This is a genomic window from Pseudomonas sp. BF-R-26 (assembly GCF_019947395.1).
Taxonomy (GTDB): Bacteria; Pseudomonadota; Gammaproteobacteria; order Pseudomonadales; family Pseudomonadaceae; genus Aquipseudomonas; species Aquipseudomonas farris.
The window spans coordinates 268,496-283,813 of record NZ_JAGYGK010000002.1 but is presented as its reverse complement, the minus strand read 5'-3'; the positions used below and the strand labels follow the sequence as shown (position 1 = coordinate 283,813).

The window sequence follows — 15,318 nt, the reverse complement described above, 5'->3', positions numbered from 1 at the left end:
TGGCTATGGCCTCTCATGAGAAAAAAGAAGTGACAGGTTCCGGAGCGCTCGGGAAACTATCGGCTTTTCCGATTGACCGAATGTGGAGTCCCCCAATGTCAGACAAAAGCCGCCAGATGACGCCCGAAGAAGCTGCTGAATTTGCCGAACAGGTGTTCAACAAAGCGCGCGAGGGCGATGCGGCCATGATGGCTGCGCTGCTGACCAAGGGCTTACCGCCGAACCTGCGCAACCACAAGGGCGACACCTTGCTGATGCTCGCGGCGTACCACGGCCATGTCGAGACGGTAAAAGTCCTGCTTGAGCACAAGGCCGATCCTGAAATCCGCAACGACAACGGCCAAAGCCCGATTGCCGGTGCAGCATTCAAGGGTGATCTGGCGGTGGTCAAGGCGTTGGTGGAAGGTGGCGCGCAAGTGGAAGGTTCGTCCTTCGACGGTCGCACTGCGTTGATGATGGCGGCAATGTTCAACCGCGTCGAAATCGTCGACTACCTGATCAGCAAAGGCGCCGATCCGAAAGCCAAGGATGCCAACGGTGTGTCCGCGCTGGACGCGGCCAAAACCATGGGCGCGGTGGATACCACCGCACAATTGCAGAAACTCCTGGCCTGATCTCTGTGGCTGCGGGGCTTTTGTGGCGAGGGGGCTGCCCCCTCGCCACAGGTCCGCATTTCATCCGTTAATGCGCTATCCTTCGCGCCCTCAAATCCCCCTCGCTACAGGATCCACCTCATGAAAGCCGCACTCGTCGAACTCATCAGCAAAATCAGCTCCGGGTGCATGAGCGATGACGAAATTCTGAAAGTCGCTGACGAAGCGGCTCAGGCCTACGCCGATCCCGAGGCTTTTCTGGCGGCCAATCCGGACATCAACTACGACGAAACCTTCCCGATCTCGTTGGGTGAGTGGGTGGTCGTCGGCAGCTTGCCGGAAACCGTGCTGTTCCAGGCTGACACCTACATGGACCTGTTTGCGCAGATCGTCGCTTCGTTCGGCCCTGGTGTCGATTTCAACATCAAACCCAAGCAACTGGCCAAGACCGAAGCCCTGACGGCGCTCAATCGCATTCAGGTGCAGATGAGCAGCATGAACAAGGAAAACGGCGGTTACACGCTGATGAACTTCAGCCAGTTGCTCGATGACGAACTGCAAGTGGTGCTGGTCTACGGTAACGACGTGCCACGGGTTCTTGAATTGTGCGCCGAAGTCGGCATCGCCGCCGCGCCCTCTCTGGAAGCCCTGAAAGTGGCGATCCACGTCTGAAACCGTCTACGACGGTAATAAAACGGAACCCTCGCAAGGCCCGTCTATCCTAAGAGTGCATACCACTCTTCGGGAGCGTCACCATGGGTTCCACGTTCAACAGCCTGGTTGGCCTGATTATTCTTGCCCTGGATATCTGGGCCATCATCAACGTGCTTAAAAGTGGCGCCGAAACCGGGATGAAAATCATCTGGGTGCTATTGATCCTCCTGCTGCCGGTCCTGGGCCTGATCATCTGGGCCATCGCCGGACCAAGGGGCAACGTCCGGATCTGATCGGTTTCGTGCAAGCAACACGGAACCTGTGGGAGCGTGGCTTGCCCGCGATGCAGGCGCTGCGGTCAGTCAGATTCACTGCAGCGCTCCTATCGCAGGCAAGCCAGCTCCCACAGAGGATTGTGTTGAACCATCAGTGACGTTCGACCTGTCATATTCCGCGACATAGAATGCGCGTCTTTCCCGGTCGATCGAGGCGATCAATTGGCCGTCATGGGCGGGTAACCGTCCGTTGCCACCCGCATTCACGGAGCACTTCCCATGAGCAATACTCCAACCAGCGAGTACCTGGAAACCCTCTACGAAGGCTATGGCCAGCGTTTTCGCATGGAAAAACTGCTGCACGAAGTGCGCACCGAACACCAGCACCTGGTGATCTTCGAGAACCCGCGCATGGGCCGGGTAATGGCGCTGGACGGCGTGATCCAGACCACCGAAGCCGACGAATTCATTTACCACGAAATGCTCACCCACGTGCCGATCCTCGCCCATGGCACCGCCAAGCGCGTACTGATCATCGGCGGCGGCGACGGCGGCATGCTGCGTGAAGTGGCCAAGCACCGCAGCATCGAGCACATCACCATGGTCGAGATCGACGGCACCGTGGTCGACATGTGCAAGGAATTCCTGCCGAACCACTCCAAAGGTGCGTTCGATGATCCACGCCTGAACCTGGTGATCGACGACGGCATGCGTTTCGTCGCTACCACCACTGAAAAGTTCGACGTGATCATTTCCGACTCCACCGACCCGATCGGCCCGGGCGAAGTGCTGTTCTCCGAGAACTTCTACCAGGCTTGCCGTCGCTGCCTGAACGAAGGCGGCATCCTGGTGACCCAGAACGGCACGCCGTTCATGCAGATAGAAGAAGTCAAAACCACCGCCGGCCGTCTGCGCAGTCTGTTTCCGGACTGGCACTTCTATCAGGCGGCCGTGCCGACCTACATCGGCGGCGCGATGACCTTCGCTTGGGGCGCAGCCAATACCGCCTATCGCAAATTGTCCCGCGAAACCCTGCAACAGCGGTTCGCCGGCAGCGGCATCATCACCCGCTACTACAACCCGGAAATCCACATCGGTGCCTTCGCCTTGCCGCAATACGTTCTGCAAGCGGTGAACAAACCCAGCAACGACTAAAATGAACATATAACCGTGTAGGAGCGAGCAAGCTTCGCTCCTACACAGGTTTTCTGTGTTTTTTTTCATGCCGGCAAGCGGTAATCCGTTTGAACGATCACTTCGGGCAAAAGTCCAGATAGAAGTAAGCCCATCCATGGGTTTTATCGAGGAGGCACCGATGCAAAAGTGGAAAATCACTTTCGTGGATGATCACGGTGAAACAGTGGACGAACTCTTCGAGTGCGAGGAATGCCCGAACAGCGAGCAAGCCGCCAAACTCATTCGCGCCCGGCGCCTGCCTGTCGCTGCCGAACTGGATCTCAATGATCTGGAGGGTCGTACCGATGATCCGACCGTCAAAAGCCTGAAATCCCAGAACAGCATTGAAATCATCAGTATTACCCCGATCTGATACACCTCTTGTCACATTCACAACCAGACCTTGGCAGCAGCTCTATCTTGGGGCTACTCTGCAAGCGAGATCAGCGAATGACTCGCTAAGGTCTGGTCTTGTCAGCTACATGCTTGTTTCCCGTCGGCAACCTCTGTTGCCGTATCGCTCTCACCAATCGGTTGAAAGTGCAGGGAATACGGAAAGTCTATCCATCAGTCTGAGGGGGACGTTTCATGAGCACAGCCTATCAAGAAGACATCAGCAGCAGCGTGCTGCGCCGCATGAAAGAAGGCGGTTTCGACTTTTCACGATTCCATCCCATCGAGTTCTACGCCATTTTTCCGGACGAGGAGCGGGCACGCAGGGCGGCAGGTCATTTCAGTGGTGAATCCTTAAATGCCCAGATCAGCGTGCGCGACGACGGCGCGTGGCATCTGGAACTGAGCAAAGTGATGTACGCCACCTACGACGGGATCGGCGACTTTGAGCAGGACTTTGAGGCGGTGGTCGAGCCTCTGGGCGGTATCATCGAAGGATGGGGCGTCAAGCAGGAGGTACGAGGGCTACTCGCATAACTTTATGAACAGTGACAACACTCAGCAACGGCTGACCTTTGGGTTGGCCGTTTTCGTTTTCGCGGTTTGAAAAGGCCAAAGATCGCAGCCTCGTTTCACTCGACAGCTCCTACATTGGAATGCGTTCTCCTGTAGGAGCTGTCGAGTGAAACGAGGCTGCGATCTCTTGATCGTGTTTTTGATTCATAACGTTTCAAAAACGCAAAAAAAAGCCACCTGAACGGGCGGCTAAAAGGGAGTTTCGGCAAGTGTTCGGTCATCTTTCCAGCGAATGCGCCGATTATCCGCATCGCCCCCCGGGCAGTGAAATCAACTCTGACTATGCTGCAGATAGGCGACAGCATTGCTTCGCCATGAAGCGGGGGCGATCAGGTTGGGGCATTTACCGCACAGGATTGGTGCGGTGCATGCAGCGCCATTATCCAACTGATTGATATCAAAGCGTTTATGCCGATGGCACGGGCCTTGCGAAGGCTTGGATGTCCGGGTGACAAGGAGTACGGCATGATCCGCACCTATTTTGATGAGATGTACGATGCCGGCGGCCAGGTCCGCCCGCATTATCGGGAGTTCGCCCGTTGGCTGGCCGAAACGCCTGACGAGCTTTTGGCACAACGGCGACGCGAGGCCGATCTGTTATTTCATCGTGCCGGGATTACATTCACGCTCTATGGTGATGAGCAGGGGACAGAGCGCCTGATTCCCTTTGACACCATTCCCCGCAGTATCCCCGCCAGTGAATGGCGGGTCGTCGAGCGCGGCTGCATTCAGCGGGTCAAGGCATTGAACATGTTCCTTGCCGACCTCTATCACGAGCAGCGCATCATCAAGGCCGGCATCATCCCGGCCGAGCAAGTGCTGGCCAACGAGCAATACCAGTTGGCGATGCAAGGGCTGGACCTGCACCGCGATATCTATTCGCACATTTCCGGCGTCGACCTGGTGCGCGATGGCGACGGCACGTACTACGTGCTCGAAGACAATCTTCGTACACCCAGCGGCGTGAGCTACATGCTCGAAGACCGCAAGATGATGATGCGATTGTTCCCCGAGTTGTTCGCGGCCCAGCGCATTGCACCGATCGACCACTATCCGAACCTGTTGCTCGACACCCTGAAAAGCTCCAGCCCGATCGACAACCCGAGCGTGGTGGTACTAACGCCAGGACGCTTCAACAGCGCGTTTTTCGAGCATGCGTTTCTGGCCCGGGAAATGGGTGTTGAACTGGTGGAAGGCGCGGACCTGTTCGTGCGCGATGACAAGGTGTTCATGCGCACCACGGACGGGCCGAAAGCCGTCGACGTGATCTACCGACGCCTCGACGATGCCTTCCTTGATCCATTGGCGTTCAACCCGGACTCGATGCTTGGTGTTCCAGGCCTGCTGTCGTCCTACCGCTCCGGCAACGTGGTGCTGGCGAATGCCATCGGCACCGGGGTCGCGGACGACAAATCGGTATATCCCTTCGTCACGGACATGATTCGTTTCTACCTGGATGAAGAGCCGATCCTGAAGAACGTGCCTACATGGCAGTGTCGTAATCCCTCTGAACTGTCCCACGTGCTGGCCAATCTTCCAGAACTGGTGGTCAAGGAAACCCAAGGCTCCGGTGGTTACGGAATGCTGGTGGGGCCGGCGGCGACGGCAGCGGAAATCGAATCTTTCCGCGAGCGGATCAAAGCCAAGCCCCACGCGTACATCGCCCAACCGACGTTGTCTTTATCGACCTGTCCGACCTTTGTCGAAAACGGCATCGCTCCACGCCATATCGACCTGCGTCCGTTTGTATTGTCTGGCCGCGAAACCCGGGTAGTGCCCGGCGGTTTGACCCGTGTCGCCTTGCGCGAAGGCTCCCTGGTGGTGAACTCATCCCAGGGCGGCGGAACCAAGGACACCTGGGTGGTCGAGGATTGAAGGAAGCCTGCCATGTTAAGTAGAACTGCCTCGGATCTGTATTGGATGTCGCGTTACCTGGAGCGGGCCGAAAACCTCGCACGGATGCTCGACATCAGTTATTCGCTGTCACTGATGCCTCAGGACGGTCGTGGCGACGGCTTGCACGAACTCGCCATGCCGTTGCTGATCACCGGTACTCTGGACGATTACCTGGAGCGTCACGGCGATCTGCATGCCGAACGGCTGCTGCATTTTTTCGCCTTGGATGCGGCCAACCCGGCGAGCATCTACAGCTGCCTCGGTGCCGCGCGAGCCAGCGCCCATGCGGTGCGTGGGCGAATCACCGCGGACATGTGGGAAAACATCAACTCTACCTGGCTGGAGATTCGCGGGATCGCCGAGCAAGGCTTGAGTCGCTACGGCATGAGCCGTTTCTGTGAGTGGATCAAGGAACGTTCCCACCTGTTTCGAGGCGCGTCCTACGGCACCATCATGCGTAACGACGCGTTCCGCTTCATTCGTCTGGGCACCTTTATCGAAAGGGCTGACAACACTTTGCGCCTGCTCGACGCCCGTTACGAAATGGCCGGCGATCAGGCCGAAGCAGTCAGCGACGGCACGGCTCACGCCTATTACCAGTGGAGCGCCTTGCTGCGGGCCTTGTCGTCGTTTGAGGCTTACACCGAGATTTACCGCGACGCCCCCGGCGCCCGGCACGTGGCCGAGTTGTTGCTGCTGCGCGCCGACGTGCCGCGATCCCTGCGCGCCTGTACCGAAGAAATCGACCAGATCCTCGCCCAATTGCCGGGGGCCAATGGCCGTCCCGCGCAACGCCTGGCCGCGGAAATGGACGCACGCCTGCGCTACACCGGTATCAACGAAATTCTCGACGAAGGCCTGCACGCTTGGCTGACCGAGTTCATCCCGCTGGTGCGCCAGTTGGGCAACGCCATACACAGTTCCTACCTGGAGGCTGCATGAGACTTTCCATTAGCCACGAGACCACCTATCACTACGAAGATCAGGTGCGGGCGAGCATCCAGTACCTGCGACTGACCCCCCATGACAGCGAGCGCCAACACGTGCTCAGCTGGCAGCTCGACCTGCCACGCCCGGTGCGCGCGCAACTCGATCCGTTCGGCAACATCCTGCACGTGCTAACCATGGACGAGCCCCACGAGGCAATCATCATCGGCGCCCGAGGGCAGGTGGACATCGACGAACTGCGCGAAGCCGAACATGAAAGCCAGTCGGCGCTGCCGTTCCTGCGCTTCACGCGCCTGACCGAAGCCGACGAAGCGCTGCGCGCATTTGCCGAGAAGGCCTGTAAACAACGCCGGGATCGTACGGCGCTGATCGATTTGATGCATGGCCTGAACCAGCACATGACCTACACGCCGGGTTCCACCGAAGTGGACACCAGCGCCGCCCAGGCTTTCGCCGGGCGTTCCGGGGTCTGCCAGGACCACACCCATGCGTTCCTCGCCTGCGCCCGCAGCCTGGGCATTCCTTCGCGTTATGTATCGGGGTATTTGTACAGCGAGAACAGCGAACACCTGGCCAGTCACGCCTGGGCTGAAGCCTGGCTGGATGACGCCTGGTACAGCTTCGACGTGACCAACGAACTGGCCCGCCCGGAGCGTCACCTGAAACTGGCCGTGGGTCTGGATTACCTCGACGCCTGCCCGGTGCGCGGCATGCGCCGTGGTGGTGGGTGCGAGCAGATGCATGCGAAGGTGTTTGTTTCTCCGACGCCTGCGCCGGTGATCTCCGTCCAGCAGCAGTAGCAGCGATTCACTGTGGTTAGGGCTTATCTGTGGCGAGGGGGCTTGCCCCCGTTGGGTCGCGAAGCGGCCCTGAAATCTGCCTCCTCGATCCGCCAGATAGATCGCGTCAGGCGGTTTGCGTCTGCTGCGCAGCCGAACGGGGGCAAGCCCCCTCGCCACAGGGGTTATTTACTTGGCTGAAGACACCTTCCGCCCCGCCATATGCTTCAAATACCCCACCAACAACTCCAGATCCCCCTCCGGCAACACCGTTGTCGCGAACGCCGGCATCTTCGCCTGTGGCCACTGGCGCAAGCTCTGCGGATCACGAATGTAGCGCTTGAGGAAATCCGCGCCGAAATACTCGGTCGGGTTGAACGGAATATTCAGGTCCGGCCCGAACTGCGCATCTCCCGCGCCATTCAATCGATGACAGGCCAGGCAGTTTTTCTGAAATAGCGCAAAGCCCTTGTTCACCGGATCGTCCGCCTTCAGCGCAGGATCGGGCAGCAGGGCAGGGAAGCGCTCGGCCACCGGGGCCATGCGCTTGATGCTCGCTACTTCGAACGGCCATTGCTCGGGGCTGATATTGCCCGCTTGTGGATCGGTCCAGACCAGATAAAACGGCCCGGCACTGTGCTTGCCCTCGGACAATGCTGGCCATGGCTTGGCCGGGTCTTCAATTGCCAGCCAGGCCCGCGCGCCCTGGGTATTGAGCAACGGCGCGGCAGCCAGTTCGGCGGCAAAACCGTCCAGGGCAACGGCTTGCAGATGATCGTCAGGCTTGATGCCCGTCAACAACGCCGCCAACGGCACGGCGCGATAGCTCATGTCCCGTTTGTAGGAAACGTCGTTGGTGATCGTGATGGTCTGAACCTGAGGATGCTTGAGCAATTGCTCGGTCTGCCAGGTGCGAGAACTCGCGCCTAGCTCCAGATTCAGCTGTGCGGCAGACAGAGGCATGCTGAGCAGCAAGGCCCCAAATAGAGTGAGCGCTTTCAAGTGATCGCCGTCCATGTCGTGGAAGTGCCGCAAAGGTTGGCACAGCCACGCTGACCCGGGTAGCGAGCCAATCACATTTTTATCAGGCGAAATGAAAACCCTGATGTTCGATCAGCCAATCACCTTGGTCAGGTTCGGCAAAATCAACAACAGTGTAGTGGCAAATAGAATGAGCCCGGCTTGACGAACTTTCGAATGCTTGAACATGGCTTGACCGCCTTTTTTGTTATTTCCTGATGCCTGCCTGCCTATCTCCATGACGGCAGAGCGCTGCACTTCCTTGTATGACGAGTGCCTCGGCAAAACCCGACGACAACTTCGTACAGGTTTACCTTAGGGCCCGCGTCACGATTGGCTTAGATCCATTTCGTATGTGCTGAGCACTCATCGCTTTTAAAAAGGCATGAGGCCTATGGCCAGCTTCTTGGGCGCCCGTTTGCTAGACAGCTTGGTGACTTGAATCGGTTTATCCGATAGCAGACTACCGTTCGTCTGAGCGTGACCGTCAACGCCAATGAGCGCTGTGGTCATTGAATCCACGGCTGCTCGGCATAAGGTGAGGGCATAAAGATCAGGTCACACGGTCTCCCGTAGGAGCTGCCGCAGGCTGCGATCTTTTGATCTTCATTCACCCTCAGGTTTCGAGGACGTCATGACCCAAGCTTTGATATTCGACGCGTTACGCACCCCCCGTGGCAAAGGCAAGGCCAATGGCGCCTTGCACAGCGTCAAGCCAGTGAATCTGGTGGCCGGGCTGCTGACGGCGCTGCAGCAGCGCACGTCCCTGGACACCAGTCAGGTCGATGATGTGGTGCTCGGCTGTGTGACGCCAATCGGCGATCAGGGCTCCGACATCGCCAAGACCGCCACACAGGTGGCCGATTGGGACGTCAGCGTGGCCGGGATGCAGCTCAATCGCTTCTGCGCGTCGGGGCTGGAAGCGGTGAACCTCGGTGCGATGAAAGTGCGTTCCGGTTTCGAAGACCTGGTGGTGGTCGGTGGCGTCGAATCGATGTCCCGCGTGCCCATGGGCAGCGACGGCGGGGCCTGGGCGCTGGACCCGGAAACCAATTTGCACAACCACTTCACGCCTCAGGGCGTGGGTGCGGACCTGATCGCCACGATTGAAGGTTTCAGCCGTCAGGACGTTGATACCTTCGCGTTGCACTCCCAACAGAAGGCGGCGCGGGCGCGGGCGGACGGTTCGTTCAATAAGTCGCTGGTGCCGGTGCAGGATCAGAACGGCATCATCCTGCTGGATCACGATGAGTTCATTCGCGCCGAATCGACGATGGAAGGCCTGGGCAAGCTCAAGCCAAGTTTCGAAATGATCGGGCAAATGGGCTTCGACGCCACGGCATTGCGGGTTTACAGCCAGATCGAGCGGATCAACCACGTTCACACGCCGGGCAACAGTTCCGGGATCGTCGATGGCGCGGCGCTGATGCTGATCGGCTCCGAGGCCAAGGGCCGGGCGCTGGGCTTGCAGCCACGGGCGCGAATCGTCGCCACGGCGGTCACCAGCACCGACCCGACCATCATGCTCACCGGCCCGGCGCCGGCCACGCGCAAGGCGCTGGCCAAGGCCGGGCTGCGGGTCGAAGACATCGACCTGTTCGAAGTCAACGAAGCGTTCGCTTCGGTGGTGCTCAAGTTCATCAAGGACATGGCCATCGACCCCGACAAGGTCAACGTCAACGGTGGCTCCATCGCCATGGGCCACCCGCTCGGCGCCACCGGCTGCGCGATTCTCGGCACGCTGCTCGATGAACTGGAAACCCGGCGCCTGCGCTATGGCCTGGCGACATTGTGTGTCGGCGGCGGTATGGGCATTGCCACCATCATCGAACGCCTCTGAGCCTGACTTTAAGAAAATCCGACTCAAGGAAAATTGCCATGACCCAAGCCATCCGTTACGAAAAGGGTCAGGACCAGATTGTCGTCCTGACCATTGACATGCCGGGCCAGAGTGCCAACACCATGAACGCGGTCTACCGCGACGCCATGGCCACCTGCGTCGCCCGACTGGTCGCTGACAAGGACGCCATTGCCGGCGTGATCATCACCTCGGCCAAGAAGACCTTCTTCGCCGGCGGCGACCTCAATGAACTGATCAAGGTCGGCAAACCCGAAGCCAAAGCCTTTTACGACATGGTGCTGACACTCAAGGGCCAACTGCGCACCCTGGAAACCCTTGGCAAACCGGTGGTCGCCGCCATTAACGGCGCGGCGCTCGGTGGCGGTTGGGAAATCTGTCTGGCCTGTCATCACCGCGTCGCGCTGGACAATCCGTCGGTGCTGTTGGGCCTGCCGGAAGTCACCCTCGGCCTGTTGCCGGGCGGCGGCGGGGTAGTGCGCATGGTCCGCATGCTGGGCATTGAAAAAGCCCTGCCGTATCTGCTTGAAGGCAAGAAAATCCGGCCGCAACAGGCGTTACAGGCGCGGTTGATCGACGAGTTGGCAGCCGATCGCGATGAGCTGATGGCCAAGGCGCGGGCATGGATTGTCGCTCACCCGTTCGCTGTGCAGCGCTGGGACGTGAAGGGTTATCAGATTCCTGGCGGCACGCCGTCGGATCCGAAGCTCGCGCCGATGCTTGCTATCACGCCATCGATCCTGCGCAGCAAAACCCAGGGCTGCCTGCCCGCGCCAGAGAAAATCCTCTGTGCTGCGGTGGAAGGCGCCCAAGTGGATTTCGACACGGCGCACCTGATCGAAACCCGCTACTTCACCGAGCTGATCACCGGCCAGGTATCGAAAAACCTCATTGGCACGTTCTGGTTTCAGCTCAATGAGATCAATGCCGGCGGCTCGCGGCCCCAAGGCATAGCGCCTTATGTGACGAAGAAAGTCGGCGTGCTTGGCGCCGGGATGATGGGCGCAGGTATCGCGTTTGTCAGCGCATCAGCCAGCATCGATGTGGTGCTCAAAGACATCAACCTCGCCTCGGCAGAGAAGGGTAAGGCCCACTCGGCGGCGTTGCTGGACAAGAAAGTGGCGCGTGGTCAGTTAACCCGGGAGCAGCGCCAAGAGATTTTGGCGCGAATCCATGCCACCGAAAACGATGCGGACCTGGCGGGTTGCGATCTGATTATTGAAGCGGTGTTTGAAGATCGCGAGCTTAAAGCGCGGGTCTCATCGGCTGCGCAAACAGTCGTCAGCCCGGACGCGGTCATCGCCTCCAACACCTCGACCTTGCCGATCAGTGGCCTGGCCACCGCCGTGCCGGACCAGACGAAATTCATCGGCCTGCATTTCTTCAGTCCCGTGGAGAAAATGCCGCTGGTGGAAATCATCAAGGGCGTCCATACCAGCGACGAAACCCTGGCTCGCGGATTCGATTTCGTCCTGCAAATCAAGAAAACCCCGATCGTGGTCAACGACAGCCGCGGCTTCTTTACCTCGCGGGTGTTCGGCACCTTCACCAACGAAGGCATCGCCATGCTTGGCGAAGGTGTGAGCGCGCCGATGATCGAGACCGAAGCGCGCAAGGCCGGCATGCCCGTCGGGCCTCTGGCGATCTCCGACGAAGTTTCCCTCAGCCTCATGAGCCATATCCGCGAGCAAACCGCCAAAGACCTGCGAGCAGAAGGGAAAAACCTGATTGAGCACCCGGCGTTCGCCGTGATTGACTTGTTGCTCAAGGAATACAAGCGTCCGGGCAAGGCCGCTGGAGGTGGTTTCTACGATTACCCGGCCACAGGGCAGAAGCATTTGTGGCCTGAGCTGAAAAGCCGTTTCGAGAAAGCCGATGGGCAGATTTCGCCGAAGGACATACGCGATCGACTGCTGTTCGTACAAGCCATCGAAACCGTGCGCTGTATGGAGGAGGGCGTGCTGACCTCGACGGCGGATGCCAACGTTGGCTCGATCTTCGGCATCGGCTTCGCGGCCTGGACCGGCGGTGCGCTGCAATTCATCAACCAGTACGGCGTGAAAGACTTCGTCGCTCGCGCCCAGTACCTGGCTGAGCAGTACGGCGAGCGCTTCACACCGCCTGCGCTGCTGCTGAAGAAAGCCGCCAAAAACGCGCTGTTCTAAGGGGCGTTCTAAGGGACCGATGACGCGCTCCGGGGCTTGCCTTGCCACTGTGTTTCAAGGCAGGCTCTGGGGTGTGCATTATTCCCTTCATGTGTCAGGTATTTTTTATGTCGTTACGCATCTGCATTCTGGAAACCGACATCCTGCGTCCGGAACTGGTCGATCAATATCAGGGTTACGGGCAGATGTTCCAGCGTCTGTTTTCGCAGCAGCCCATCGCTGCCGAGTTCACCGTGTACAACGTGATGCAGGGCGATTATCCCAGCGATGACCTGACCTTCGATGCGTATCTGGTCACCGGCAGCAAGGCCGATTCCTTCGGCACCGACCCGTGGATTCAAACCCTCAAGACGTACCTGCTGAACCGGTACGAACGCGGCGACAAACTGTTGGGCGTGTGCTTCGGCCATCAATTGCTGGCGCTGTTGTTGGGTGGTAAGAGCGAGCGGGCGACCCAGGGTTGGGGCGTCGGCACCCACAACTACAAACTCGCGGCCAAGGCGCCATGGATGAGCCCGCTGAGGGAAGAGCTGACGCTGCTGATCAGCCACCAGGATCAGGTCACCGCGCTACCGGAAAACGCTACGGTCATCGCCTCGAGCGATTTCTGCCCGTTCGCCGCGTACCACATCAACGATCAAGTGCTGTGCTTCCAGGGGCATCCGGAGTTCATTCACGATTACTCACGGGCATTGTTGGATATTCGTCAGGAAGCGCTGGGCGAGCAGATTTATTCGAAAGGTATGGCGAGTCTTGAGCACGAGCATCACGGCACTACCGTCGCAGAGTGGATGATGCGGTTTGTGGCGCACAAGCCTGAGGGTGAGTCGGTTAAGCCTTAAAAGCTTCGCGGGCAAGTCGGATCGCCGCACCGCTCGCTCCTTGTACAGGTACGCCGAAACCCTGTGGGAGCGAGCCGGCTCGCGATTTTCGCAGACGACTCGGTACTGACTACAACCACCCCGACCGCTTGAAGCTCGCCCACAAACCGACGCATCCAACGGTAATAAACCCCAATACCCCGAAATACCCGTAATGCCAACTCAACTCCGGCATGTTCTGGAAGTTCATCCCGTAGATCCCGGCCACCGCCGTCGGGAACGCCAGAATCGCCGCCCATGCCGCAAACTTGCGCTGCACCACGCTCTGCCGTGACGCCTCCAGCAACACCCCGACCTCGATGGTCTGGCTGGCAATGTCCGCCAGAGTCGTCAGGTCTTCCATCTGCCGCGTGACATGTATCTGCACATCGCGAAAATACGGGCGCATGTTCTTGTCTATGAATGGAAAGCTCAGTTTCTGCAACTCTTCACCGATCTCCACCATCGGCGCCGCATACCGGCGCAAGCGCAATACATCGCGGCGCAGGCTGTGGAGTTTCTGGATGTCGCGCTCGTTCAGGGAGCCGCACATAACGTTTTGTTCCAGCTCATCGATCTCGGCATGGATCGCTTCGCCCATCGGCTGGTAGTTTTCAATCACGAAGTCGAGGATGGCATAAAGTACGAAATCTTCCCCATGCTCCAACAACAGCGGCCGCGCCTCACAACGCTGTCGGACATAGGCGTAGGACGCCGAGTGACCATTACGAGCGGTAATGATGTAACCCTTGCCGGCGAAGATATGAGTCTCGATGAACTCCAGTTTGCCTTCATTGCGGATCGGCGAGTAAGTGACGATAAACAGTGCGTCGCCGAATGTTTCCAGCTTCGGTCGGCTGTGTTTTTCCAGGGCGTCTTCGATGGCCAGTTCGTGCAGGTTGAACTGGCGTTGCAGGTTGAACAGCTCCTGGGCGTTCGGCTCTTCGAGGCCAATCCACACAAAGTGGCCAGGCTTGGCAGCCCAGGCAGCGCCTTCGTCGAGGGTGATATTGGTGACTTTCTTACCGGCGCTGTAAACCGCAGCAGCAACGACTCTACCCATGATGGTGATTCACTTCTTATTAGCCGTTTTTCTGTAAAGACTGGCGGTGCCAGGCAGGATTCAGCTTAACCTTGTCTGCTGCTTGAGAGTCAGCAAAATCTGCAGAGTTCGCAGGCAAAAGAAAACCCGCACAGGGCGGGTTTCTTTCAGGCGGCTTGCAGTTGCCGATCCATCGAGTCGATACACTCGCGCATCTGCTCGCGGCACTGGGCGATTAGCATGGGCATGTCATCCAGACTCAATCCAGCCGTAGGAATCGCCGGCAGCGAACGGATCAGAATTTTCCCACTGCGCCAGCGGTTCAATCGCATGTGCTTAACGTAACTGCTGACACACACCGGTACGATGGGCACGCCCGCGGCAATCGCCATCTGGAACGCGCCTTTCTTGAATGGCAGCAGCTCTTCACCGAGGTTGCGCGTGCCTTCCGGGAAGACCCAGATCGAGGTGTCTTCATGCTGCAAGGTGCGAGTAGTGGTCAGCATCGACTGGCGTGCCTTGTGCGCATTGCCGCGGTCAATCAACACATTGCCGGCCAGCCAGAACAACTGCCCGAACAGCGGCACCCACTTCAGGCTCTTCTTGCCAATGCACACGGTGCGGCGGGGCACCACGTTGCCGAACACAAACAGATCGTAGTTGGACTGGTGATTGGCAATGATCACGCAGCTGTCAGGCTTAGCCATCAACGGCCCGACGTCGGCCTTCACCCGCAAACGCAAAATGCACATCGCCGGCCACGCGTACAGACGTGCGCATAAACGGCTGTTGTCCGGATTAAACGGCCGGCATAGACCGAGGATCACTCCAAGCACGCCGGCCAGAATAAAGTGCAAGCCCATCAATAACATACGAAACACAAACAGCATTTAAAGGGCCCACCGGGACAAAAGGTGGCGCAGTGTACGGATGTGCACTGTTTTCGGCAATTGCCGCTATAGAAGTGGGAGATAGCCGATGTTTGAGCGCATGTTTCCGACTTATGGGTCAGATGCGGTCTAGAGCGGTTGTAAGGTTTTAAACCAAACACGCAAGAAAAAGCCCGACACGACGGTCGGGCTT

General features: G+C 58.7%; 15 protein-coding genes. 12 read left to right on the top strand and 3 right to left on the bottom strand.

Annotated elements, in window-relative coordinates:
* Positions 1-95 precede the first annotated feature (95 nt).
* From KGB18_RS03510 to KGB18_RS03470, 9 genes are all read left to right on the top strand, one after another.
* The gene (locus tag KGB18_RS03510; RefSeq protein WP_007898805.1) at positions 96-614 is read left to right on the top strand and encodes an ankyrin repeat domain-containing protein; all 519 of its coding nucleotides are present in this window, start codon (positions 96-98) and stop codon (positions 612-614) included.
* A 120-nt stretch (positions 615-734) separates the two neighbouring features.
* Positions 735-1,265, top strand: a complete 531-nt coding sequence (locus KGB18_RS03505) for a hypothetical protein (protein ID WP_201059327.1) — start codon at positions 735-737, stop codon at positions 1,263-1,265.
* Positions 1,266-1,348: 83 nt separating this feature from the next.
* Entirely contained in the window at positions 1,349-1,540 is a 192-nt protein-coding gene (locus tag KGB18_RS03500; protein ID WP_007902193.1) for a PLDc N-terminal domain-containing protein, read from the top strand.
* A gap of 261 nt (positions 1,541-1,801) precedes the next feature.
* Complete coding sequence (speE, locus tag KGB18_RS03495; RefSeq protein WP_123720808.1) at positions 1,802-2,677, top strand: polyamine aminopropyltransferase; 876 nt, start codon at positions 1,802-1,804, stop codon at positions 2,675-2,677.
* A 160-nt stretch (positions 2,678-2,837) separates the two neighbouring features.
* Positions 2,838-3,071 (top strand): hypothetical protein, encoded by a 234-nt coding sequence (locus tag KGB18_RS03490; RefSeq protein ID WP_030131629.1) that lies wholly within the window; start codon positions 2,838-2,840, stop codon positions 3,069-3,071.
* A gap of 215 nt (positions 3,072-3,286) precedes the next feature.
* Entirely contained in the window at positions 3,287-3,628 is a 342-nt protein-coding gene (locus tag KGB18_RS03485) for a ribonuclease E inhibitor RraB (RefSeq protein WP_008005633.1), read from the top strand.
* A gap of 504 nt (positions 3,629-4,132) precedes the next feature.
* Positions 4,133-5,542, top strand: a complete 1,410-nt coding sequence (locus KGB18_RS03480; RefSeq protein WP_007902187.1) for a circularly permuted type 2 ATP-grasp protein — start codon at positions 4,133-4,135, stop codon at positions 5,540-5,542.
* Positions 5,543-5,554: 12 nt separating this feature from the next.
* Positions 5,555-6,505, top strand: a complete 951-nt coding sequence (locus KGB18_RS03475) for an alpha-E domain-containing protein (RefSeq protein WP_030131627.1) — start codon at positions 5,555-5,557, stop codon at positions 6,503-6,505.
* Positions 6,502-7,311 (top strand): transglutaminase domain-containing protein, encoded by an 810-nt coding sequence (locus tag KGB18_RS03470; RefSeq protein WP_074874856.1) that lies wholly within the window; start codon positions 6,502-6,504, stop codon positions 7,309-7,311. Before KGB18_RS03475 ends, KGB18_RS03470 begins: the two co-directional genes overlap by 4 nt.
* A gap of 168 nt (positions 7,312-7,479) precedes the next feature.
* Here KGB18_RS03470 and KGB18_RS03465 read toward each other — a convergent pair whose 3' ends face one another.
* Positions 7,480-8,307: a c-type cytochrome gene (locus KGB18_RS03465; protein WP_123720809.1), complete on the bottom strand. Its 828-nt coding sequence runs from the start codon at positions 8,305-8,307 to the stop codon at positions 7,480-7,482.
* Between the two features lie 637 nt (positions 8,308-8,944).
* Between KGB18_RS03465 and KGB18_RS03460 the strand changes: the two genes are divergently transcribed.
* The 3 genes from KGB18_RS03460 (at position 8,945) to KGB18_RS03450 (ending at position 13,175) form a co-directional block, all read left to right on the top strand.
* Positions 8,945-10,150 (top strand): acetyl-CoA C-acetyltransferase, encoded by a 1,206-nt coding sequence (locus KGB18_RS03460; protein ID WP_123720810.1) that lies wholly within the window; start codon positions 8,945-8,947, stop codon positions 10,148-10,150.
* 38 nt (positions 10,151-10,188) lie between these two features.
* Positions 10,189-12,333: a 3-hydroxyacyl-CoA dehydrogenase NAD-binding domain-containing protein gene (locus KGB18_RS03455; RefSeq protein WP_223569411.1), complete on the top strand. Its 2,145-nt coding sequence runs from the start codon at positions 10,189-10,191 to the stop codon at positions 12,331-12,333.
* Between the two features lie 107 nt (positions 12,334-12,440).
* Positions 12,441-13,175, top strand: coding sequence for an amidotransferase (locus KGB18_RS03450; protein ID WP_123720812.1), 735 nt, complete (start codon positions 12,441-12,443; stop codon positions 13,173-13,175).
* A gap of 109 nt (positions 13,176-13,284) precedes the next feature.
* Here the strand turns inward: KGB18_RS03450 and KGB18_RS03445 are convergent, their stop codons facing one another.
* Both KGB18_RS03445 and KGB18_RS03440 read right to left on the bottom strand, forming a co-directional pair.
* On the bottom strand, positions 13,285-14,256 hold the full coding sequence (locus tag KGB18_RS03445) for a magnesium and cobalt transport protein CorA (RefSeq protein WP_123720813.1): 972 nt from the start codon (positions 14,254-14,256) through the stop codon (positions 13,285-13,287).
* A gap of 146 nt (positions 14,257-14,402) precedes the next feature.
* Positions 14,403-15,125, bottom strand: coding sequence for a lysophospholipid acyltransferase family protein (locus KGB18_RS03440; protein WP_038979796.1), 723 nt, complete (start codon positions 15,123-15,125; stop codon positions 14,403-14,405).
* Positions 15,126-15,318: the final 193 nt, after the last annotated feature.